Origin of the sequence: Pseudomonas putida (assembly GCF_005080685.1) — a bacterium.
GTDB classification, from domain to species: Bacteria; Pseudomonadota; Gammaproteobacteria; order Pseudomonadales; family Pseudomonadaceae; genus Aquipseudomonas; species Aquipseudomonas putida_V.
The window spans coordinates 2,658,154-2,678,325 of the sequence record NZ_CP039371.1 but is presented as its reverse complement, the minus strand read 5'-3'; the positions used below and the strand labels follow the sequence as shown (position 1 = coordinate 2,678,325).

Here is a 20,172-nt window from a genome sequence, read left to right as displayed (position 1 = left end):
GCGACAGACATGAGCATTGAACAGATTGCCGTGATCGGCGCTGGCACCATGGGCAACGGCATCGCCCAGGTATGCGCGGTGGCGGGCTACCAGGTGCTGCTGGTGGACGTCTCCGACGCTGCGCTGGAGCGTGGCGTGGCCACCTTGAGCAAGAACCTCGAACGCCAGGTCAACAAGGGCACCCTCTCGGCCGATATCGCCGAAGCGGCCAAGACCCGCATCCGTACCAGCACCGACTACACCCAGTTGGCCAGCGCCCAGCTGGTGATCGAGGCCGCGACGGAAAACCTGCAGCTCAAGCAGCGCATCCTGGCGCAGGTCGCGGCCAACGTCGACGCCACCTGCGTGATCGCCACCAACACCTCCTCGCTCTCGGTCACCCAGCTGGCGGCGAGCATCGAACAGCCCGAGCGCTTCATCGGCGTGCACTTCTTCAACCCCGTGCCGATGATGGCGCTGGTCGAGATCATCCGTGGCCTGCAGACCAGCGACCAGACCTACGCCCAGGCGCTGCTGGTGACCGAAAAGCTTGGCAAGACCCCCATCACCGCCGGCAACCGGCCAGGCTTCGTGGTCAACCGCATCCTGGTGCCGATGATCAACGAAGCGATCTTCGTGCGCCAGGAAGGCCTGGCCAGCGCCGCGGACATCGATACCGGCATGCGCCTGGGCTGCAACCAGCCGATCGGTCCGCTGGCCCTGGCCGACCTGATCGGCCTGGACACCCTGCTGGCGATCATGGAGGCCTTCCACGAGGGCTACAACGACAGCAAGTACCGCCCTGCCCCGCTGCTCAAGGAAATGGTCGCGGCCGGCTGGCTCGGCCGCAAGAGCGGCCGTGGTTTCTTCACCTACTGAGGAGCGAACGCCATGCCCGCCGTCAATGCCGCAATGCGCTGTGCCAACTTCGAGGAGCGACGCGACCGGGCCCTGGCACTTTTCGCCGAGAAAGGCTTCGGCCAGGTCAGCATGCGCGAGCTGGCGGCGCATGTGGGGCTGACGGCCGGGTCGCTGTATCACCACTTCCCAAGCAAGCAGGACCTGTTGTTCGACCTGATCGAGGAGTTGTACGAAGAACTTCAGGCCACGCTGGAGCTTGGTCGCCGGGCCATGGCCCGCGGCGGTTCGGCATTGTCGTGCCTGATTGCCGCGCACTGGCAGCTACATGCCGAGCGGCCATTGCAGTTTCGCCTGGCAGAGCGGGACTTCTGCTGTTTGAGCGAGGCGCAGCAGGCGCGCCTGGCCGTGCAACGCAAGCGCTATGAAGCGGGGCTGCTGCGCCTGGTCGCGCCGCGTGCGGGGTTGGATGCACAGGTTCTGGAGGCGACTGCGCAGGTGGTGGCGACGTTGCTGAACCAGTTACCGGGGATGTTGGCGGCGCTGCCACAGGCGCGGGCGTTGGAGTTGATGGAAAGCCTGCTGGCGGGTGGTATCGAGCGGACCCTGGGGCGGTAGGCCCCTGTAGGAGCGGCCTTGCGCCGCGATGGGCCGCAAGGCGGCCCCAGGATCTGGGATGCGACAAAGATCAGGGGCCGTTTCGCGCCCCATCGCGGCACAAGGCCGCTCCTACAGGATTCAACGTAACAGTGCCTGGATCTGCTCGTGCAGGGTATCGAGGTCGAATGGCTTGGCCAGGATCGGCGCCTTGCGCGTGATCGGGCTGCCGGACTCGAGGATCTCGGCCGGATAGCCGCTGATGAAAATCACTTTGAGGTCCGGTCGCAGCTTGACCGCAGGCTCAGCGATATCAACCCCGGAAATGCCACCCGGCAGGCGGAAGTCCGTCACCATCAGGTCCAGGTGCGGCTTGCTGGCCAGGATGGCGAACGCCTGCTCACCGTCTTCGGCCACCAGAACGTGGTAGCCCTCGCCTGCCAGGTAGTCCCGCAGAATCATGCGGATGGCGGGTTCGTCCTCGACCACCAGCACCACGTCTTGTGCATCTTCACTCATGATAAAGCCTTGAAAAACTTGAAGTTGGCCATATGACACCAGGCTCAGGCGGAGGTTGCCCGCACCTGGTCGTTTTGTTCTGTGTTGCTCGCCAATGGCAATTGGATGCTGAACGTGGCGCCCTCGCCTTCGGCGCTGTCGACCCGAATGCACCCGCCATGGGCCTGGACGATCTGCTCGGAAATATACAGCCCCAGCCCCAGGCCACCGCTGGCCTGCTGGGCCGCAACACGCTCGAACTGCTGAAAGATCCGTTGCTGGTTGGCCGCACTGATGCCGATGCCTTGGTCCTGCACCTGCACCCAGGCCATGGCGTCACGCTCGAACACCCGCACCTGGATTGGCTTGCGCTCACCATAGCGCAATGCATTGGACAACAGGTTCGCCAGCACCTGCTCGATGCGGAACTCGTCCCATTCGCCCAGGACCGGCTCGCACGGGTGCAAGTCTATATGGGTTTCCAGGGCCGTGGCCTGGGGGGTGAAGTTTTCCACCAGGCTGCGCGCCAGCTGAGCCAGGTCGAAGGCCTTTGGCCGTAGCGACAATTTGCCGGTGCGGATCCGTGAGACGTCGAGCATGTCCTCGATCAGGCGAATCAGGCTGTTGATCTGCCGCTCGTCCCGCTCGACCATGGCCTGCAGCTTGTCCGGACTGAAGGCATCGGTATTGCCCCGCGCGAGGTGCATCTTGCGCAATTGGGTTTCCAGGATCAGGCCGTTCAATGGCGTGCGCACTTCGTGGGAGACGATCGACATGAAATCGTCGCGCATGCGTACAGCATGTTCCAGTTCGCACCGCGCCACTTGCAGCTGGGTGAGCAACTGTTCCTGCTCCTGGCGGCTCTGCTCCAGCGCCTGCAACTGGCGGTCCAGGGCCTTGCGCTGGCGGTACAGTTCGACGAACACGGTGACCTTGCTCTTGACCGCCAGGGTCTCCAGCGGCTTGTGCAGGAAGTCCACCGCGCCGCTTTCGTAGCCCTTGAAGGCGTAGTTCATTTCGCGCCCGGCGGCAGTGACGAAAACAATTGGGATGTGCCGGGTCTTTTCCGTGCCGCGCATCAATTCGGCCAACTCGAAGCCGTTCATGCCGGGCATCTGCACGTCGAGGATGGCCAGGGCGAACTCATGCTCGAGCAGCAGCGACAGGGCTTGCTCGGCAGACTGCGCCTGATGCACCTCGCGGTCGTCGCCGTGGATCAGGGCGGCGAGCGCCAGCAGGTTTTCCGGCAAATCGTCGACGATCAGCAGTTTGGCGATGGTGGGGCTTGGCATGCGCTGGATTCCAGGGTCGAGAGCAATCGCTCGATACCACTAAGGGTCAGAATGAGGTCGGGCCGATGCAGGGCCAACGCGGCCTCCGGCATCAACGGAACCTGTGCATCGCGGGGGTCCTGGACCACGGTCCGGCCGCCGCTTTGGTGTATGTAGGCGAGGCCTGCGGCGCCGTCTTCGTTGGCACCGGTGAGCAACACGCCGAGCAGGCCGGTGCCATAGGCATCGGCCGCCGAGGTGAAGAGGAAATCGATGGCCGGTCGGGAGAAATGTACAGGTTCCTCTTGGCTCAACGAAAAGGTCAGGTCGTGTTCCACCGACACGTGATAGCCGGGGCCTGCCACATAGATCAACCCAGGCGCTATGGGTTCCTTGTCACGCGCCTCGCGCACGGGTCGGCGCAAGCGCCGTTGCAGCACTTCAGCGAGCTGGCTGTGCCGATCGCCTGGAAGGTGCAGAACGCACAGCACCGGCGTGACGAAGCCGGCAGGCAACCCACCGAGCACCTTGAACAGCGCCGCGACACCACCGGCCGAGGCGCCGATCACCACCGCACGTATGCCGTTCATGACTTGCGGAAGATCCGTTCGGGCTTGACCAAGGGTTCGAAGCGGTCATGGTAGGCCGAGAAGTCCACCGACTCCTTGCTGCCCAGGATGAGAAAGCCGCGGTGGCACAGCGATTCGTGGAACAACCCAAGGGCGCGGTCCTGCAACGCCTTGTTGAAGTAGATGAGCACGTTGCGGCAGGACACCAACTGGGTTTCGGAGAACACGCTGTCGGTGGCCAGGCTATGGTCGGCGAAGGTCACGTTGTCGCGCAGGCTGCTGTCCATGATGGCGCTGCCATAGGCGGCCGTGTAGTACTCGGCAAAATCGCGCCGGCCACCTGCCAGGCGGTAGTTCTCGGCGTATTCGTGCATGCTCTGCATCGAGTAGATGCCTTGCTTGGCCTTGTCCAGCGAGTTGGGGTTGATGTCGGTGGCGTAGATGATGGTGCGCTCGAGCAGCCCCTCCTCACGCAGCAGGATCGCCATCGAATAGACCTCCTCGCCCGTGCTGCAACCGGCGATCCAGATCTTGATCGACGGCCAGGTACGCAGCAGCGGCACCACCTCGTTGCGCAATGCCAGGAAGTGGCTGGGGTCGCGGAACATCTCGCTGACCGGGATCGTCAGGTACTGCAGCAACTGCATGAACATGCCCGGGTCGTGCAGCACCCGCTCTTGCAGGGCCGACACCGTGCGGCAGTCGAACTGACGCAAGGCATGGATGATCCGGCGCTTGATCGAAGCGCCGGAATAGTTGCGAAAATCGTAGCTGTACTTGAGGTAGATCGCCTCGATCAGCAGCCGGATCTCGATGTCGGTATTGCGTTCGCTAGTCAAATTCGCTCCAGTTGCGGCAGCCAAACCCGGATCAACGAGAACAAGCGGTCCAGGTCGATCGGCTTGGCCAGGTAATCGTTGGCGCCAGCTTGCAGGCAGCGCTGCTGGTCGTCCTTCATCGCCTTGGCGGTCACGGCGATGATCGGCAGCTTGCGCCAGCGCGGTTGCTGGCGGATCAGCCGGGTCGCCTCGAAGCCGTCCATTTCCGGCATCATCACATCCATCAGCACCAGGTCGATGTCTTCGTGCTGTTCGAGGCGCTCTATGGCTTCACGGCCATTACGGCCGATCTCGACGATAGCCCCCTTGTGCTCCAGGGCACTGGTGAGGGCGAAGATATTGCGCACATCATCGTCGACCAGCAGGATACGCCGCCCCTCGAACACCTTGTCACGGCTGCGCGCGGTCTTGAGCATGCGCTGGCGCTCGTGCGACAACTGCGACTCGACCTTGTGCAGGAACAGCGTGACTTCGTCGAGCAGGCGCTCGGGCGAGCGCGCCCCCTTGATGATGATCGAGCGCGAGTACTTGAGCAGGTCGGCCTCCTCCTCGCGGGTGAGGTTGCGCCCTGTGTACACGATCACCGGCGGGAACGAGCGGATGTCCTCGGCGGTCATGCGCTTGAGCAGCTCGTTGCCGAGCATGTCGGGCAGCTTGAGGTCGATGATCATGCAGTCGTAGATGTTCTCGCGCAACAGCGCCAGCGCATCCTGGGCCATGGCGACGGCTGTGATCTCGACGTCATCGTCACCGATCAGGCGAGCGATGCTCTCGCGCTGCAGGTCATCGTCCTCCACCAGCAGGATGTGCTTGAGTTTCTGGGTCAACTTGGCCTCCAGGCGCGCGAACACCGCCTTGAGTTCTTCGCGGCTGGTGGGTTTTACCGCATAGCCGACGGCGCCCATGTGCATCGCGGCCTCGACCCGATCCTCCACCGAGATGATGTGCACCGGAATGTGCCGCGTTGCGGCCTGCTCCTTGAGACGCTGCAACACAGTAAGGCCTGAATGGTCGGGGAGGCGCATGTCGAGCAGGACCGCATCAGGGACGAACTGGGCGGCGAGCTCGAAACCTTCATCGGCGCCATGGGCGACCAGGCAGCTGTAGCCCAGCTCATGGGCCAGGTCGTAGAGGATGCGGGCGAAGTTTGGCTCGTCCTCGACCACCAGGATGCAGCGGTTGCCGAACGGTGCACGCTCGCGGTCGTCGGCGAATGCCGGGGCAGGCCGGGCGGGACTGGCAACGGCGACCTGTGGGATCGGCGGCAAGGCATCGACCGCAGGGCGCAGGCTGAGCGCTTCGACTTCCTCGTCCTGGGTTTCATAGCGCTCTGGCATGACCAGGCTGAACACGCTGCCCTGCCCGGGGGCGCTCTGCACGCTGATCTGCCCGCCAAGCAGGTGCGCCAGATCGCGGGAAATCGACAGGCCCAGGCCCGTACCGCCATAACGGCGGTTGCTGGTGCCGTCGACCTGGTGGAAGGCGCCGAAGATGGCCTGTTGCTGGTCGGCGGCGATGCCGATGCCGCTGTCGCGCACGGCGAAGACGATACCGCTGCCGGCCTCGTGGCTGATGGACAGGCTGACCTGGCCACGCTCGGTGAACTTGATGGCGTTGGACAGCAGGTTCTTGAGGATCTGCTCCAGGCGCTGGCGGTCGGTGAACAACGTGGCCGGCACCTGGCGGTCGACCTTGAGTTCGAACGCCAGGCCCTTGTGCTCGGCCAACGGCAGGAACATGCCCCGCAGGCCCTCGACCAGGCGTTCGAGCTGGGTGGTCTCGGGACGCACTTCGAGCTTGCCCGCCTCCACCTTGGCGATGTCGAGGATGTCGTTGATGAGGTTGAGCAGATCATTGCCGGCCGAGTAGATCGACTCGGCGAACTTGACCTGCTCGCCGCTGAGGTTGCCCTCGGCGTTTTCGGCCAGCAGTTTGGCCAGGATCAGCGAACTGTTGAGCGGCGTGCGCAGTTCGTGGGACATGTTGGCGAGGAATTCGGACTTGTACTTGCTCGATCGCTGCAGGTCGTCGGCGCGGGCTTGCAGCTCTGCCTGGGCCTGGCTCAGCTCGCCGTTCTTGCGGTCGAGGGCCTCGGTGCGCTCGGCCAATTGCTCGTTGGTCTGCTCCAACTCGGCCTGCTGGGTTTCCAGGTGCGCCTGGGACTCCTTGAGCACGCGGGACTGTTCTTCAAGTTCCTCGTTGGCGGTCTTGAGTTCCTCCTGCTGCACCTGCAGCTCTTCATTGAGCTGTTGGGTCTCGGCCAGCACCTCCTGCAGGCGTTGACGGTAGCGCGCACTCTCGATGGAGATACCCAGGTTCTCGGCGATACGCTCGAGCAACTCACCGTCTTGGGCACGCAGGGGGCGCAGGAAGCCCAGTTCCAATACACCATTGACCTCCTCGTCATGGGCGGCGGGCATCAGCAAGGCACTACGCGGCAAGCCGCTACCCAGGCCGGAACTCAGGTGGTAGAAATCCTCGGGGACACCATCGAGACTGATCAACCGCCCTTGGCGCACGGCCTGGCCCAACAACCCTTCGTGTTCGCCCAGGACCTGCTCGCGTGCCTGCTCCTGCGCATCGAGGCCATAGCTGGCAACGCGCACCAGGCGGCCATGCTCGTCACGCACGTAGAACGCGCCGACCACGCTGCCCAGGTAGCCGGCGAAAAAGCGCAGGATATTGTCACCAAGCATCGGCAAGGTCAGTTGCCCCAGAACCTGCTGGGCCAGTTGGGTCTGGCCATTGCGCAACCAGGCCTGGTGCTCGAGGCCCTGCGCTGAACGCTGCTGTGCCTGCAGGTTTTCGACGTAGCTGTTGGACAATGCCAGCAGGTCGCGGCGCCCCAGGTATGCCAGCAACGCGGTAAGCCCGACGATCAACAGCACGAAGGCGGAAATGATCAGCGTGGTGACCGAGCTGACCTTTTCGTTGCGCGCCATACGCAGTTGCTGTTCGGTGGCGATGAAATCATCGAACTCCTTGCGGATTTCATCGGTGATCCGCTTGCCACGGCCATTGCCGATCAACGCTTGGTAGTCGCCCTGATCGCGCCGCAGCCTGATCATTTCGCCACCGAAATCGTTCCAGGCATTTTGCAGGCCGATCAGGCGGTCGATGCGATCGACTTGCGGCGCGTTGTCCTCGACCATTGCCCGCAAGCTCTGCAGGCTGCTGAAGATACGCGGTTTTGCGACTTCATACGGGTCGAGGAAGCGTTCGTCGCCGGTGATGAGAAAACCGCGCATGCCGGTTTCCATGTCGATGGACAGCTTGACGGTCTCGTTGGCATTGCCGATCACCCGATCGGTATGTTCCACCCACTGCATCGCTGAGAGCAGGTAATAGATGACCGCGACGAATGCCACGGCCCCCAGCAAGCCTACCCCCAGGGGCAGGCCGATGTTACGGCTCAACAGCTTGCGGAAACTTTGCTGGTCCATCGAGGCTGCTTGAATCATGTAGTAACGCCCGAACGAAAAATCCATTGATCGGCATGGCCGAAGTCGCTTGTGTGCTTGTGCCGCTTTGTTGCCCGGCTAATGCGAGTCTAACCAGCTTTGCCGGCTTCGGCAGGGCATTTAGCCAGTATTTGAAGGTGTGGTGTGCCAATCGTTCCATCCGATTCGCACGATCTGTATCCTCATGGAACTTCTGCCGCCTCGCTGCGCACAGAATAAAGACATTTACTTATGTACAGGATCGAACCATGCAGCCCCCGCAGCACCTTCTGGTCGTCGAAGACGACGACATCGTACGCATGCTGATGGTCGAAGTGCTCGATGAATTGGGCTACCAAACCATCGAAGCGGAAAACGCCGCCGTGGCCCTTGAAGTATTGCAAGACCCCAGCCAGAAACTGGCTTTGCTGATGACCGACGTCGGCCTGCCCGACATGCGTGGCGAGGAGCTGGCCGGCAGGGCGCGCGAAATCCGTCCGCAGCTGCCGATTCTGTTCGCCAGTGGCTACGCCGAATCCGTCAAGGTTCCGGAGGGTATGTACCTGATAGGCAAACCATTCAGTATCGATCAACTGCGCGACAAGGTGAAGGAGATCCTCCCCCCTCCCGAATCCATCTAGCCCAGCTCTCGGCGCAACAGGTAAGTGTCCATGACCCAGCCCTTGCGTCGCCGCTCACGCTCGCGAATCTCCAGAATCCGGGCTTTCACCTCAGTCAACGGCCCGGTGATCAATACCTCGTCCTCGGTGCCCAAGTAGGCGCCCCAGTAGATCGTTAGCCCAGGATCGTCGAGTTGCGCAAACGCGCATTGCCCGTCGAGCATCACCGCCACGTTGTCGACCCGCCCCTGCGCAGCCAAGCGCCGCCCGGGCAATACCGTCAGTGGCTCACCGATTCGGTTGAGCGGCACCTGGTGGCGCGCCGCCAGGGCCTGGACGCTGCTGATTCCCGGGATGACTTCCAACCGCAAAGGCGTGCCGGCCTGGCGAACCAGGTCGAGTATGCGCAGGGTACTGTCGTACAGCCCAGGCTCGCCCCACAGCAGGAACGCACCGACCTCACCTGCTGCCAGTTCGTCTCCGAGCAAGCGCCCATACACGGCTGCACGCTGGCGATGCCAGTGCTGCACCGCCGCGACGTAATCGGTCGCACCTTCCTCTCGCCTGGGGTCGGCCACCTGCACGAGCCGATAGCCCCCTTCGGGACGGTAGCGCGCGAGGATCGCCTTGCGCAGCTGCATCAACGCGTCCTTGCCATGGCCTTTGTCGAGCACGAAGAACACCGAGGCGCGGCGCATGGCGTCGACCGCCTCAAAGGTGACCTGGCGCGGATCGCCCGGCCCGATGCCAATCAGCAACAGCTCTTTCATCGTCCTGCCCCACTTCAACCTGGGGCCATTCTCGGCCCAGTGCAGGGGTTTGGCAAAGCGCCCTAGAAGATCGAGAAGTTGTAGCTGACGATTACCCGGGTTTCGTCCATGTCACGCGCCCATTTCTCGTAGTTGCTGCGATAGGTCGAGTTGCGCAGGCGCACGCTGACATCCTTGAAGGTGCCGCTTTGCACCTGGTACTTGAACTCGGTGTCGCGCTCCCATTCTTTGCCCTGGTCCGGGCTGCCCGGGACCTTGATGTGGTCTCCGTTGATGTAGCGGGTGAAGAACGACAGGCCCGGCACGCCGAGTGCCTTGAAGTCGTAGTCGTAGCGCAATTGCCAGGAGCGTTCCTGGGCAGCGGCGAAATCGTTGACCTGGGCGTAGTTGACCAGATACGGGTTGGTGCCATCGAGATAGGGCATGGCGCTCTGGCCATACATGCGCTGCCAACCGGCGCTGACCTTGTGCCCGCCCAGGCTGTAACCGAGCATTCCACTGAAGGCGCGGTGATCGATTTCGCCGGCGCGGGCATTGCCGATGTCGTCACTCTTGATGACGCGCAGGTCCGCGAACAGGTTGCCTGCCGCGAGCGGCTGGGTGGCAACCAGGCCAAGGAAATGCTGGCGATAGATGTTCTCGAGCTTGGAGACCTGGTACTGGGCACTGACCCGGTCATTGAAGCGGTAGTCGAGGCCAGCCAAGTCGAAGTGGTCGGCCTCGATGTCGCAGGCATAGCGCTTGTTCTTGCAATGCACGCGGATGTCCTGGCGGTCGGTCGAGTCACGCGCGGTGTACGTGTTCAGGCGGGCCAGGGTGAACGTGAGGTCGCGCACTTCCTCGGACGTGAGCCAGGCGCCATGGAACATGGTCGGCAGCAAACGACCGTCGTTGTATTTGAGCAGCGGCACATCGGGCATCATCGAGCCGTATTTGAGCACGGTGTTGGACACCTTGACCTTGGCCGCCAGCCCCATCTTCGCGTACTGGTCAGCCGAACCGCGCGGGCCGTGCCCCGAAGACGGCAACAGGCCGCTGTTGCTATCGGCCGGGCTGGAGTCGAGCTTGAAGCCGATCATGCCCAGCGCGTCCACGCCAAACCCCACCGGCCCCTGGGTATAACCCGACTGCACATTGAGGATGAAACCCTGCGCCGCCTCCTCACGCTTGGATGCCCCTTGGCTGGAACTGCTATGGCCATCGCGGAAGTCGCGATTGAAGTAGATCGTGCGCGCCTCGAGCTTGGCGCTGCTGTCTTCGATAAAACCGCTGGCCTGGGCCTGGGCGCCGGCACACAACAGCAACAAGCCTGCAACACGGCGGCCTGGAAGAGGAGGAAAAGGGGCAAACATGCGAGGGAACATCCAGATAAAAGGCAAAAAAACACTGCACCACCGAGAATCGGTCGCGCCGAGACGACAGGATCGAGAAACAGCCGACCATCATCTGAAATCATCCCGCAACGGCTCTGGCATGCACCATTGGACATTGGTCTAGCGCAGCATCCACGACCTCGGAAAGAGCTTGAAACTACCGCTCGGGAAACTTGTAAAGTTCCAACCTTACATATAAAAAGTTGCGGTTTACCCGATCTAGTTCAACGACTACACTCGTTCTTAGCGAACAGCCTCACCCACCCGCGTGGCCGGCGTTTATTCTCTTCAATGTTCGTCACGCCATGCCACGGACGACAGACAGGAGTGATTACAGTGTCCAGACTTGCAGAGTTTCGTGCTGCCGAAAAAGCGCTCCAGGAACAGATCGCGCAACTGGAGGCGCTGAAAAAGGATTCCGGCCTCAAACGCGAAATCGAATTCGAGCAGAAACTAGTCGGCCTGATGAAAAGCTATGACAAGAGCCTGCGCGATATCATCGCCATACTCGACCCCAAGGCTGTTTCGAAAGTGTCCGCTGCGCCCGCCAAGCAACAGCGACGCCCACGGGTGGTGAAGGTTTACGAAAACCCGCACACCGGCGAACTGATCGAAACCAAGGGCGGCAACCACCGTGGCCTCAAGGCCTGGAAGGAACAGTACGGCGCCAGCACGGTGGAAAGTTGGGTGCGCTGATGAAACGTCAACGCATGCTTCACACTTTTTTCACAAGGGCCTGGGCAGTATCGAGACAGCTAAAGGACTAGCGACCCCATCACGCGCCCGCACATGCGGGCCTCTCTTCCAGCGCCCTGCCTCGTGCAGGGCGCTTTCATTTGCGCAATCGCTTCACTGCCGTATCATGATCCGCCTGTCTTTTTCGCCGGAGCCTAGCGCTCCGGCCCCGTTGATGGAGCATCCATGAGCCTGCACGATCTGCAAACCCTGCCTGGCGTTACCGCACAGCCGGACACCGCCACTGCACAATTCGTCTTCAACCACACCATGCTGCGGGTCAAGGACATCGAGAAATCGCTGGACTTCTATACCCGCGTTCTAGGCTTCCGCCTGGTCGACAAGCGTGATTTCCCGGAAGCCGCGTTCAGCCTGTACTTCCTGGCCCTGGTCGACCCCGCGCAGATTCCGGCCGACGACGCCGAACGCCACCAGTGGATGAAATCGATCCCCGGCGTACTGGAACTGACCCATAACCACGGCACCGAACACGACGCGGACTTCGCCTACCACAATGGCAACACCGACCCGCGTGGCTTCGGCCACATCTGCATCTCGGTACCGGACGTACGGGTAGCCTGCGCGCGCTTCGAAGCCTTGGGCGTGCCCTTCCAGAAGCGCCTGCAGGATGGCCGCATGAACCACCTGGCCTTCGTCAAGGACCCGGACGGCTATTGGGTCGAAGTGATCCAGCCAGCCGAGCTCAAAGGCTGACCGCAAGCCTGTCGCATTCGTCGGGCCGGGAACTCCCGGCCCCCCGCTGTGGTATATGGAAGTAACAGCTTTCACACCACAGCGAGGTAAGGACGATGCAAACTCTTCACTGTGAATACCGCGACCACACCATCACCGCCAGTGTGATGCCCCATCCTGACTCCCCCCTGCCCTATGCCGCCGGCTGCATGATCACCGACCCCGAAGGGCATACCAGCAAGCGCATCTCGATGCCGATGAAGTTCTTCTCCGACCTGGATAATGCCCAGCATGTGTCCCTGGCCCACGGTCGGGCGCTGGTCGACGAGCAGTTGGACAAAGGGCACAAGGCTTTCTGAATTAAGTGGCACTTATCGCCGGCAAGCCGGCCCCTACGCATCCTGTAGGAGCCGACTTGCCGGCGATAGGGCCGCTACCAATGTCTAGTCGCCCCGCGCATACGCCACCGCAGCATCCACCTGTGCCCGCGTCGGTCGCACCCCGGTGTACAACACGAATTGCTCCAGCGCCTGCAAGGCGATCACGTCCAGTCCGGTGATCACCGGCTTGCCTTGCGACTCGGCACGACGGATCAGCGGTGTGCGCGCCGGCATCGCCACCACGTCGAAGACGCGCTCGGCAGCATCGATGGCGTTTTCTGAAAACGCCAGATGATCGGCCTCCGGCCCTCCTGCCATGCCGATCGGCGTGACATTGACCAGCATCGGTGGACACAGATCCCCCAGCTCGGCGACCCAACGGTAACCGCACATATCAGCCAGCTGACGCCCTGCCTGCTCGTTGCGCGCAACGACAACGCCCTCGGCAAAACCTGCATCGCGAAACGCACTGGCCACGGCCTTGGCCATGCCGCCACTGCCGCGCAGGGCGAACGCAGTGCCGGGATCGACCTGATGCTGCTCCAGCAACTGGCGTACCGCCAGGTAGTCGGTGTTGTAGGCCTTCAACCAGCCACCGTCGTTGACCAGGGTGTTGACCGAGTCGATGGCCGCCGCCGAGGGATCGATCTCGTCGACCAGCGCCATGCAGGCTTCCTTGTAGGGCATCGACACCCCACAGCCACGGATACCCAATGCGCGAATACCCGCCACCGCCGCTGGCAGGTCCTGGGTCGTCATCGCCTTGTAGTAGTAATCCAGGCCCAACTGTTGGTAGAGGTGGTTATGAAAGCGCACGCCAAACGTACCGGGCCGACCCGCCAGGGAAATGCACAGCACGGTGTCTCTGCTTGGGGTTGTCGCCATGACCTGCTCCTTCGTCGCTACTGAAACGTTTGTGCAGCGTACCAGAGGTCGCCGCTGGTCGTCCTTACACAACCTTTACCCTTCCCCTGTGCTCCACTGACAGTCCACGCAGTCATAGTATTAGGACCCCAAACGCGGGGTCATTTGCGAGGACTTTCCATGAACCGTCTTATCCCCGGAATCGCCCTGCTGGTCGGCGCCCTGGCCGTCAGCGGGCAAGCGTCCGCCCATGGCGGCGGCGGTGGTTGGTATGGTGCCGGCCCCGTACTCGGCGCGGCCGTGGTCGGGGCAGTGGTGGGCGCGGCGGTGTATGGCGGGCGTGACCGCACCGTCTACGTGCAACCCCAGCCCGTCTATTATCCACCGGCGCCCGTGTATGTGCAGGCACCCCCGCCGCCGGTCTACTACCAGCCGGTCTATGCGCCGGCACCGCCGCCTCCGGGTTACCGCTACTACGGCCCACCACCGGTGTACTACGGCCCGCCGCGCTGGTAAGCCCCGAGCCAGAGCCATCACCACGAAGCCCGCCCCTCGGCGGGCTTTGCTTTGGCCGCCGACCGACGAACGGAAGCCGCAAAACCGTTCCAGCATGAAGGTTTTTTCATATCCAGAGCTGCACACAACGAGCAATCGACAGCGCTTGAGCCATACTCCAGAATGCAACGGTTTCGAGGGGGAAAACCCTTGCACAGCCAACGACATACCAACTTTTAGTGAGCCTCAACGTGAAAACATCCCTGTCCATCCTCAGCCTGCTGCTGTTGCTCACAGGTACCGCGACCCTTCCGTCGACCGCTGCTGCACAACCCCCATCCCAGGTGAAGACCGACCCTTCCAAGCTGCACCTGGCTTCCGGCAGCGCCCTGCTGATCGACCTGAACACCAACCAGGAACTGTATTCGAGCCACGCCGACCGCGTGGTGCCCATTGCCTCGGTGACCAAGCTGATGACGGCGATGGTGGTGCTGGACGCCAAGCAGCCCATGGACGAAATGCTGACCATGACCATCGCCGGCAACCCGGAAATGAAAGGCGTGTATTCGCGGGTACGACTTGGCAGCCAGCTCGACCGCCGGGAAACCCTGCTGATTACTCTGATGTCCTCGGAGAACCGCGCTGCCAACACCTTGGCCAACCACTACCCCGGCGGCTATCCGGCGTTCATCAAGGCCATGAACGCCAAGGCCCGCGCCCTGGGCATGGCGCACACGCGCTATGTCGAGCCTACCGGCCTGTCGACGCAGAACGTGTCCACCGCCCGTGACCTCGCCAAGCTGCTGATGGCTTCGCGCAAGTACCCGATGCTCAGCGAGCTGTCGACCACCCGAGAAAAGACCGTAGCCTTCCGCAAGCCCAACTACACCCTGGGCTTCCGTAACACCGACCATCTGGTGAACAAGAGCAACTGGGACATCAAGCTGACCAAGACCGGCTTCACCAATGAAGCGGGCCACTGCCTGGTTCTGCTGACCAGGATGGACAACCGCCCGGTGGCCATGGTGATCCTCGACGCCTACGGCAAGTACACCCACTTCGCCGATGCCAGCCGCATGCGCCAGTGGCTGGAAACCGGCGCAGCCAAGCCTGCACCGGCAGTGGCGATGCAGTACAAGTCCGACCGCCAGAACAAGGCCCGCCTGGCTTCGGAGTAAGCGGACCGTTCGCTGAACGCCTGGGGGCCTGCTGCGGCCCCTCAGGCCTGGGTGCTGACGATACTGCCGGAGGCGCTGCCACCCTCTTCGGTCAACAGCTGCAGCAACTGGGCGGTCGCTGCCTGGATCTGGCCACTGAGCGTGGCGATGCTGGCCTGCTTGGCGCTCACTGCCGCGGCCTTGGCCGATTCGTCCATGTTCTTGGCTTGCAGCGCGGCCAGTTGCTTCTGCTGCTCGGCCAATTGCTTCTGCAGTTCCTTGATCATCTCCTTGAGTTCACTGACTGCGGACGACTCGCTGCTGTCGCTGCTGCTACTGCCGCTGCCTGCCGCCCCGCCCGCGCCCTGCGCCTGGCCAGTAGCCTGGGTGGTGGTCGAGGTGCTGGCTTGACCTGCCGCAGCACTGTCTTCGGTGGCCTCGCTGGCTGCCACATCGGTGCTCGCGACCTGTGTCTGGCTCGCTGCCGTGTGGATCGTGACCGAACTGATTCCTACCATCTTCATACCTACCTGACGCACGTCCATGGGATTTTGACCTATCCCCTCTATCGACCGAGGAACACAATTCTTTAGGTTCTTCACGGATTGTCGGGGGGCTTGGCATTTAGATCGTGAGCGGATCCATTGTGTGTAGCGTCGCTACACCTCGGATCAACCACCCAATCCCAAAGCCCAAACCCCAGCCCCCAATAATCCGTGAAGAGCCATTGATCAACCCCAATCGCCTCAGAGCTGCAAAACACCCCGGTAAATTCCCCGTCCCCTGGCTCGTTACAAAAAATGTACTTGCGCAGGAGCCGGAGCCCCGGCGGGCGTCCTCATTCGACCATTATGGAATCGCAGCCATGAGCCAGCCTTCAAACACGGAAACTATCAAAGACCTGATCGGCGTGGGCTTCGGCCCTTCCAATCTAGCCTTGGCCATCGCCCTGGAAGAACACGCCCAGAACCACGGCCATGCACTCGACGCACTGTTCATCGACAAACAGAAAGAGTACCGCTGGCACGGCGAAACCCTGGCCACCCAGAGCGAGTTGCAGATCTCCTTCCTCAAGGACCTGGTCTCCTTGCGCAACCCCACCAGCCCCTACAGCTTCGTCAACTATTTACACCAGAAACAACGCCTGGCCGACTTCATCAACCTCGGCACTTTCTATCCCTGCCGCCTGGAATACAACGATTACCTGCGCTGGGCCGCCGAACACTTCGCCAACCAGGCGGTGTATGGCGAAGAGGTGCTGCGCATCGAACCGGAACTGCACAACGGGCGCATCGAACACCTGCGGCTGGTCTCGCGCGACCAGCAGGGCCGCGAATACAGCCGACGCACCCGTTCGGTCGTGGTGGGCAGCGGCGGCACGCCAAAAATCCCCGAAAAATTCGGTGCATTCAAGGACGATCCCCGGGTCTTCCACCACTCCCAGTACCTCAGCAGCCTGAAAAAACTGCCCTGCACCGAGGGCAAGCCGATGCGCATCGCAGTGATCGGCTCAGGCCAGAGCGCCGCCGAGGCGTTCATCGATCTCAACGACAGCTATCCATCGGTGAAAGTCGACATGGTGCTGCGCGGTTCGGCGCTGAAACCGGCCGACGACAGCCCGTTCGTCAACGAGATCTTCTCCCCCGACTACACCGACCTGGTCTACAACGAGCCGGCCGACCAACGTAGCAAGCTGCTGGGCGAATACCACAACACCAACTACTCGGTGGTCGACCTCGACCTGATCGAACGCATCTACGGCATCCTCTATCGGCAGAAGGTGGCGCACCAGTTCCGCCACAACGTACTGTGCCGCCGCCAGGTGGAAGCCGTGGTCGCCACCCGCGATGGCATCGAACTGACCTTGCGCGACCTGGCCACCGGGCAGCAGCAGACCCACCGCTACGATGCCGTGATCCTCGCCACGGGCTACGAACGCCGCTCGCATCGCGACCTGCTGGCACCGCTGGCGGGTTACCTCGAGGACTTCAGCGTCGACCGCAACTATCGGGTGCTGGCCAGCGATGACTTGCAAGCCTCGGTTTACCTGCAGGGCTTCTGCGAGAACAGCCACGGCCTCAGCGACACCTTGCTGTCGGTACTGCCCTCGCGCGCTGCGGAAATCACCCAGGCGCTTTACCGTGACCTCGCCCGCCAGCAGGACCGTAGCCAACCGGCTGTCGCCTTGACCCACGCCTGACAAACACCCCCGCCTCTTCCAAGCCGGCATGGCGCCTGATGTGCGCCTGTCGGCTTGTGCTTTCTGAAACATTTGCTTGCATATAAACCAGCAGGATTTCCATTCTCATTCGTCTTTATCAATGCAGCCCTCATGGTTGGGCTTAGTCTCGACTGGCTTAGTCTCGACCACTCATTTTCAGAAGAATGACCCCATGGCCCAATCACCGAAAAAATCCAAGTCCAAGCTGTGGTTCCTGGTCCACAGCTGGCTGGCACTGCCCATCTGGTTCTTCGTGCTGATCGTCTGTTTCACCGGCATGCTCGCCGTGGTCAGCCAGGAAATCGTCTGGCTGGCCAACCCCGACGTGCGTGCCAGCAAGCCCGACGGCGACGCCGAACGCCTGAGCTTCCAGCAGGTAATCGATGCCTTGCACAAGGCCGAACCCGATATGGTCGTACGTTCGCTGAGCCAACCCGATGGCTCGCACTTCGCGATCAATGCCTCGGTCACCTTCCCCGACGGCACCAGCCCGACGCTCTACGTCAACCCCTACACCGGGGCGATCCAGGGCAAGCAACCCGACTTCAACTTCGAAGGCTTCACCCGCGCCCTGCACGGCTGGTGGCTGGTGCCCTTCACCAACGGTTTCAGCTGGGGCTGGTACCTGGTGTCGCTGCTGGGCCTGCCGATGCTGGCCTCGCTGGTGACCGGGCTGGTGGTCTACAAGAAGTTCTGGAGGGGGTTCTTCAAGCCGGTGCGTACCGGCCATGGCTCGCGGATTTTCTGGGGTGACCTGCATCGCCTGGCCGGGGTCTGGTCGATCTGGTTCATCGCGGTCATTTCCATCACCGGAACCTGGTTCCTGATCCAGGCGATCCTGGCCGACAACCACATCACCATCTCCAGCCGGCCGATCGTGCCGGTGATCGCCCGCGAGGACGTGCCGCAAAGCGAAGATGGCAGCCCGGCACCGCGCATCGACCTGGACGAGGCAGCACGCATCGCCGGCCTGGCGATTCCGGGGCTCGAGATCACCTTCATCTCGATGCCCGCTACCGCCTACAGCCACATCGACATGGGCGGGCGCGGCTGGTACCCATTGATGTTCCAGAGCGCAGCCGTCAACCCTTACACCCGCGAGGTCGACAGCCAGTTCGTGATCAGCGACCGCTCATCCCTGGAGTTCGTCACCGAGTCCATGCGCCCGCTGCACACCGGAGACTTTGGCGGCCTGCCGATCAAGTTGATCTGGTTCTTCTTCGGCCTGGTGCTCACCCTGATGGTATTCAGCGGTCTGCTGATCTGGACCAAGCGTACCGCCCAAGCCACTGCAGCCGCCCTCAAACGCAGCGAGCGTGGTAGCCGGATACGTCAGGTGAGCGCCGACAACCCGCTGGAGGTCCAACCATGAGCCACGCACACGCCTTGCCGCCAAGCGCCTTGAAGCAATTCTGGCTGAAGTGGCGCTTCCACCTGAACATCCTGCTGATCCTCATCCCCCTGGGCTTCATGCCCAAATACTTCGCCGACGCCAAGTTGTTCCGCGGCGACGCAGGCCTTGGCGCAAATATCCAGAGCGGCATCCAGGTCGGCCCTATACCGTCGACCTCGCCGAGCTACGTGCCGAAGCGCCTCGTGCCGACGGCCCGGCCGGCTACTTCAAGAGTTTCAATGCGGCCTTGTGCAAGAGCTGCATCGGCGAGGTCAAGGCGGTTTATCTGCGCATCGGCAAGCCACGCAGCCTTCGCGCTGCGGGCACCATCTTCTTCGGTGCCCCCTACCGCATGATCACCAACCTGCCAGTGCCGCCGCGCACCCGCCCGGACGCACAGATCTGGATCACCATCGAAGGCTGGGACGGCAGCATGCACCAGGGCGCCGTCGCCCTGGCCCAGGCATCGCCGGCCACCGCGGCCTGGCTCGAGCAACAAGGAGGCAAGAAATGAAGCACCTGATACGCAGGCTCGCCCTGCCCCTGCTGGCATTGACCGCAGGCCCCGCCTTGGCCCACAACCCGATGTGCGAATGCCAGGAGGTCGCTGGCGACCAGGTCAAGTGCACCGGCGGTTTTTCCGACGGCAGCGGCGCCCCCGGCGTGACCCTGGACGTGATCGGCTACGACGAACAAGTGCTGGTCGGCGGCAAGCTCGGCGATGATTCGACGCTGACCTTCAAGCGCCCCGATGGCGAGTTCTATGTGCTGTTCGACGCAGGCCCTGGCCATGTGGTGGAAGTCGACCATGCCGATATCGCCCAACCATGAGTAGCGCCAATCCGAGCCGTACACAGGTAGTACGCCCGGCCGGCGCCGGGCACGAAACGCTCTACGTGCTGCTGATCAGCCTGCTGATCGTCGCCCTGGCTGCCAGCGTGGTGCTGCTGCGTGGCGAACGCGAGGATGAACAGGCCATTGCCAGTCACCAGATCGATGCGCGCCGCGACCTGACTGCCGCCGAACAGGGCATCTATACCGACCTGCGGGTGGCCTTCGACGAGATCCAACTGCTGCGTGAGGAGAACGACACCGTCCCCGAGGTGGCAGCGCTGGCCGAAGAAGGCTTGCCGCCATTCGTCGATGACGCCGGCAGCCAGAGCCGTGGCGCCCATCGATGGCAATGGTTGCAGGCGGGCGCGTACCTCGGCAGCAGCCAGGACAGCGATGTCGCCGGCAGCTTCCTGCTGCTTCTACCCACAGCGCCTGACGGCCAGGCCGACGTGTGGCTGCGCCGCGACAGCGCCGTGGCCATTCCCGCCAGCCTGGACGCCGAAGCCCTGATCGCCACCGGCTGGCGCCAGGTGGTCAGCCATTACGACGCCGGGGTCACCCGCGAACACCGTCATTGAACCCAAGG

General features: G+C 62.5%; 21 protein-coding genes and 1 pseudogene. 13 read left to right on the top strand and 9 right to left on the bottom strand.

Annotation, left to right across the window (positions count from 1 at the left end):
• Nucleotides 1-9: 9 nt before the first annotated feature.
• The gene (locus E6B08_RS12365) at nt 10-858 is read left to right on the top strand and encodes a 3-hydroxybutyryl-CoA dehydrogenase (RefSeq protein ID WP_136914264.1); all 849 of its coding nucleotides are present in this window, start codon (nt 10-12) and stop codon (nt 856-858) included.
• Between the two features lie 12 nt (nt 859-870).
• On the top strand, nt 871-1,455 hold the full coding sequence (locus E6B08_RS12360) for a TetR/AcrR family transcriptional regulator (protein ID WP_136914263.1): 585 nt from the start codon (nt 871-873) through the stop codon (nt 1,453-1,455).
• A 120-nt stretch (nt 1,456-1,575) separates the two neighbouring features.
• Here E6B08_RS12360 and E6B08_RS12355 read toward each other — a convergent pair whose 3' ends face one another.
• Genes E6B08_RS12355 through E6B08_RS12335 form a run of 5 tightly spaced genes read right to left on the bottom strand, consistent with a single transcriptional unit; the run spans nt 1,576 to nt 8,072 of the window.
• Nucleotides 1,576-1,953 carry a response regulator gene (locus E6B08_RS12355; protein ID WP_136914262.1) on the bottom strand — a complete coding sequence of 126 codons (378 nt, stop codon included), beginning with the start codon at nt 1,951-1,953 and terminating at the stop codon, nt 1,576-1,578.
• A 44-nt stretch (nt 1,954-1,997) separates the two neighbouring features.
• Entirely contained in the window at nt 1,998-3,224 is a 1,227-nt protein-coding gene (locus tag E6B08_RS12350) for a hybrid sensor histidine kinase/response regulator (protein WP_136914261.1), read from the bottom strand.
• Nucleotides 3,194-3,793 carry a chemotaxis protein CheB gene (locus tag E6B08_RS12345; RefSeq protein WP_136914260.1) on the bottom strand — a complete coding sequence of 200 codons (600 nt, stop codon included), beginning with the start codon at nt 3,791-3,793 and terminating at the stop codon, nt 3,194-3,196. Before E6B08_RS12345 ends, E6B08_RS12350 begins: the two co-directional genes overlap by 31 nt.
• Complete coding sequence (locus E6B08_RS12340; RefSeq protein ID WP_136914259.1) at nt 3,790-4,611, bottom strand: CheR family methyltransferase; 822 nt, start codon at nt 4,609-4,611, stop codon at nt 3,790-3,792. Before E6B08_RS12340 ends, E6B08_RS12345 begins: the two co-directional genes overlap by 4 nt.
• Nucleotides 4,608-8,072 carry a response regulator gene (locus E6B08_RS12335; protein ID WP_136914258.1) on the bottom strand — a complete coding sequence of 1,155 codons (3,465 nt, stop codon included), beginning with the start codon at nt 8,070-8,072 and terminating at the stop codon, nt 4,608-4,610. Before E6B08_RS12335 ends, E6B08_RS12340 begins: the two co-directional genes overlap by 4 nt.
• A gap of 248 nt (nt 8,073-8,320) precedes the next feature.
• Here E6B08_RS12335 and E6B08_RS12330 point away from each other — a divergent pair, with 248 nt between their 5' ends.
• On the top strand, nt 8,321-8,692 hold the full coding sequence (locus E6B08_RS12330) for a response regulator (protein ID WP_136914257.1): 372 nt from the start codon (nt 8,321-8,323) through the stop codon (nt 8,690-8,692).
• Here E6B08_RS12330 and cobF read toward each other — a convergent pair.
• Together cobF and E6B08_RS12320 are read right to left on the bottom strand one after the other, a co-directional pair.
• Nucleotides 8,689-9,441, bottom strand: coding sequence for a precorrin-6A synthase (deacetylating) (gene cobF / locus E6B08_RS12325; RefSeq protein ID WP_136914256.1), 753 nt, complete (start codon nt 9,439-9,441; stop codon nt 8,689-8,691). The genes E6B08_RS12330 and cobF overlap by 4 nt on opposite strands.
• Nucleotides 9,442-9,503: 62 nt before the next feature.
• Nucleotides 9,504-10,793 (bottom strand): OprD family porin, encoded by a 1,290-nt coding sequence (locus tag E6B08_RS12320; RefSeq protein ID WP_136914255.1) that lies wholly within the window; start codon nt 10,791-10,793, stop codon nt 9,504-9,506.
• Between the two features lie 357 nt (nt 10,794-11,150).
• On the opposite strand from E6B08_RS12320, the gene E6B08_RS12315 reads away from it, so the two are divergent.
• The 3 genes from E6B08_RS12315 to E6B08_RS12305 all read left to right on the top strand — a co-directional run bounded on the left by E6B08_RS12315 (nt 11,151) and on the right by E6B08_RS12305 (nt 12,601).
• Nucleotides 11,151-11,510, top strand: a complete 360-nt coding sequence (locus E6B08_RS12315) for a histone-like nucleoid-structuring protein, MvaT/MvaU family (protein ID WP_136914254.1) — start codon at nt 11,151-11,153, stop codon at nt 11,508-11,510.
• Nucleotides 11,511-11,735: 225 nt separating this feature from the next.
• Nucleotides 11,736-12,263, top strand: coding sequence for a lactoylglutathione lyase (gene gloA, locus E6B08_RS12310; protein ID WP_136914253.1), 528 nt, complete (start codon nt 11,736-11,738; stop codon nt 12,261-12,263).
• Nucleotides 12,264-12,358: 95 nt separating this feature from the next.
• Nucleotides 12,359-12,601, top strand: coding sequence for a hypothetical protein (locus E6B08_RS12305; RefSeq protein ID WP_136914252.1), 243 nt, complete (start codon nt 12,359-12,361; stop codon nt 12,599-12,601).
• Nucleotides 12,602-12,685: 84 nt separating this feature from the next.
• Here the strand turns inward: E6B08_RS12305 and E6B08_RS12300 are convergent, their stop codons facing one another.
• Nucleotides 12,686-13,507 carry a shikimate 5-dehydrogenase gene (locus E6B08_RS12300; protein WP_136914251.1) on the bottom strand — a complete coding sequence of 274 codons (822 nt, stop codon included), beginning with the start codon at nt 13,505-13,507 and terminating at the stop codon, nt 12,686-12,688.
• A gap of 159 nt (nt 13,508-13,666) precedes the next feature.
• Here E6B08_RS12300 and E6B08_RS12295 point away from each other — a divergent pair, with 159 nt between their 5' ends.
• Together E6B08_RS12295 and pbpG are read left to right on the top strand one after the other, a co-directional pair.
• A complete protein-coding gene (locus tag E6B08_RS12295) occupies nt 13,667-14,002 on the top strand; it encodes a hypothetical protein (RefSeq protein WP_136914250.1) in 336 nt (111 codons plus the stop codon).
• A 230-nt stretch (nt 14,003-14,232) separates the two neighbouring features.
• Nucleotides 14,233-15,159 carry a D-alanyl-D-alanine endopeptidase gene (gene pbpG, locus E6B08_RS12290; protein ID WP_136914249.1) on the top strand — a complete coding sequence of 309 codons (927 nt, stop codon included), beginning with the start codon at nt 14,233-14,235 and terminating at the stop codon, nt 15,157-15,159.
• Nucleotides 15,160-15,200: 41 nt separating this feature from the next.
• Here pbpG and E6B08_RS12285 read toward each other — a convergent pair whose 3' ends face one another.
• Nucleotides 15,201-15,656, bottom strand: a complete 456-nt coding sequence (locus E6B08_RS12285; RefSeq protein WP_136914248.1) for a hypothetical protein — start codon at nt 15,654-15,656, stop codon at nt 15,201-15,203.
• 347 nt (nt 15,657-16,003) lie between these two features.
• On the opposite strand from E6B08_RS12285, the gene E6B08_RS12280 reads away from it, so the two are divergent.
• The 5 genes and pseudogenes from E6B08_RS12280 to E6B08_RS12260 all read left to right on the top strand — a co-directional run bounded on the left by E6B08_RS12280 (nt 16,004) and on the right by E6B08_RS12260 (nt 20,164).
• Complete coding sequence (locus E6B08_RS12280) at nt 16,004-17,338, top strand: lysine N(6)-hydroxylase/L-ornithine N(5)-oxygenase family protein (RefSeq protein WP_136914247.1); 1,335 nt, start codon at nt 16,004-16,006, stop codon at nt 17,336-17,338.
• 193 nt (nt 17,339-17,531) lie between these two features.
• A complete protein-coding gene (locus E6B08_RS12275; protein WP_136914246.1) occupies nt 17,532-18,731 on the top strand; it encodes a PepSY-associated TM helix domain-containing protein in 1,200 nt (399 codons plus the stop codon).
• Nucleotides 18,728-19,266 (top strand): annotated as a pseudogene (locus E6B08_RS12270) (thiamine pyrophosphate-binding protein). Before E6B08_RS12275 ends, E6B08_RS12270 begins: the two are co-directional and overlap by 4 nt.
• The gene (locus E6B08_RS12265) at nt 19,263-19,583 is read left to right on the top strand and encodes a hypothetical protein (protein ID WP_136914245.1); all 321 of its coding nucleotides are present in this window, start codon (nt 19,263-19,265) and stop codon (nt 19,581-19,583) included. Before E6B08_RS12270 ends, E6B08_RS12265 begins: the two are co-directional and overlap by 4 nt.
• Nucleotides 19,580-20,164, top strand: coding sequence for a DUF6162 family protein (locus E6B08_RS12260; RefSeq protein ID WP_136914244.1), 585 nt, complete (start codon nt 19,580-19,582; stop codon nt 20,162-20,164). Before E6B08_RS12265 ends, E6B08_RS12260 begins: the two co-directional genes overlap by 4 nt.
• The last annotated feature ends 8 nt before the right edge of the window (nt 20,165-20,172 follow it).

Bases quoted from the DNA above. Each gene is read 5' to 3' on its own strand.
- E6B08_RS12280 (WP_136914247.1), top strand. From the start codon at position 16,004: ATGAGCCAGCCTTCAAACACGGAAACTATCAAAGACCTGATCGGCGTG.
- E6B08_RS12345 (WP_136914260.1), bottom strand. From the start codon at position 3,793: ATGAACGGCATACGTGCGGTGGTGATCGGCGCCTCGGCCGGTGGTGTC.
- E6B08_RS12295 (WP_136914250.1), top strand. From the start codon at position 13,667: ATGAACCGTCTTATCCCCGGAATCGCCCTGCTGGTCGGCGCCCTGGCC.
- E6B08_RS12285 (WP_136914248.1), bottom strand. From the start codon at position 15,656: ATGGTAGGAATCAGTTCGGTCACGATCCACACGGCAGCGAGCCAGACA.
- E6B08_RS12305 (WP_136914252.1), top strand. From the start codon at position 12,359: ATGCAAACTCTTCACTGTGAATACCGCGACCACACCATCACCGCCAGT.
- E6B08_RS12335 (WP_136914258.1), bottom strand. From the start codon at position 8,072: ATGATTCAAGCAGCCTCGATGGACCAGCAAAGTTTCCGCAAGCTGTTG.
- E6B08_RS12350 (WP_136914261.1), bottom strand. From the start codon at position 3,224: ATGCCAAGCCCCACCATCGCCAAACTGCTGATCGTCGACGATTTGCCG.
- E6B08_RS12320 (WP_136914255.1), bottom strand. From the start codon at position 10,793: ATGTTTGCCCCTTTTCCTCCTCTTCCAGGCCGCCGTGTTGCAGGCTTG.
- E6B08_RS12300 (WP_136914251.1), bottom strand. From the start codon at position 13,507: ATGGCGACAACCCCAAGCAGAGACACCGTGCTGTGCATTTCCCTGGCG.
- gloA (WP_136914253.1), top strand. From the start codon at position 11,736: ATGAGCCTGCACGATCTGCAAACCCTGCCTGGCGTTACCGCACAGCCG.
- E6B08_RS12330 (WP_136914257.1), top strand. From the start codon at position 8,321: ATGCAGCCCCCGCAGCACCTTCTGGTCGTCGAAGACGACGACATCGTA.
- E6B08_RS12355 (WP_136914262.1), bottom strand. From the start codon at position 1,953: ATGAGTGAAGATGCACAAGACGTGGTGCTGGTGGTCGAGGACGAACCC.
- E6B08_RS12275 (WP_136914246.1), top strand. From the start codon at position 17,532: ATGGCCCAATCACCGAAAAAATCCAAGTCCAAGCTGTGGTTCCTGGTC.
- cobF (WP_136914256.1), bottom strand. From the start codon at position 9,441: ATGAAAGAGCTGTTGCTGATTGGCATCGGGCCGGGCGATCCGCGCCAG.
- E6B08_RS12365 (WP_136914264.1), top strand. From the start codon at position 10: ATGAGCATTGAACAGATTGCCGTGATCGGCGCTGGCACCATGGGCAAC.
- E6B08_RS12260 (WP_136914244.1), top strand. From the start codon at position 19,580: ATGAGTAGCGCCAATCCGAGCCGTACACAGGTAGTACGCCCGGCCGGC.
- E6B08_RS12360 (WP_136914263.1), top strand. From the start codon at position 871: ATGCCCGCCGTCAATGCCGCAATGCGCTGTGCCAACTTCGAGGAGCGA.
- E6B08_RS12265 (WP_136914245.1), top strand. From the start codon at position 19,263: ATGAAGCACCTGATACGCAGGCTCGCCCTGCCCCTGCTGGCATTGACC.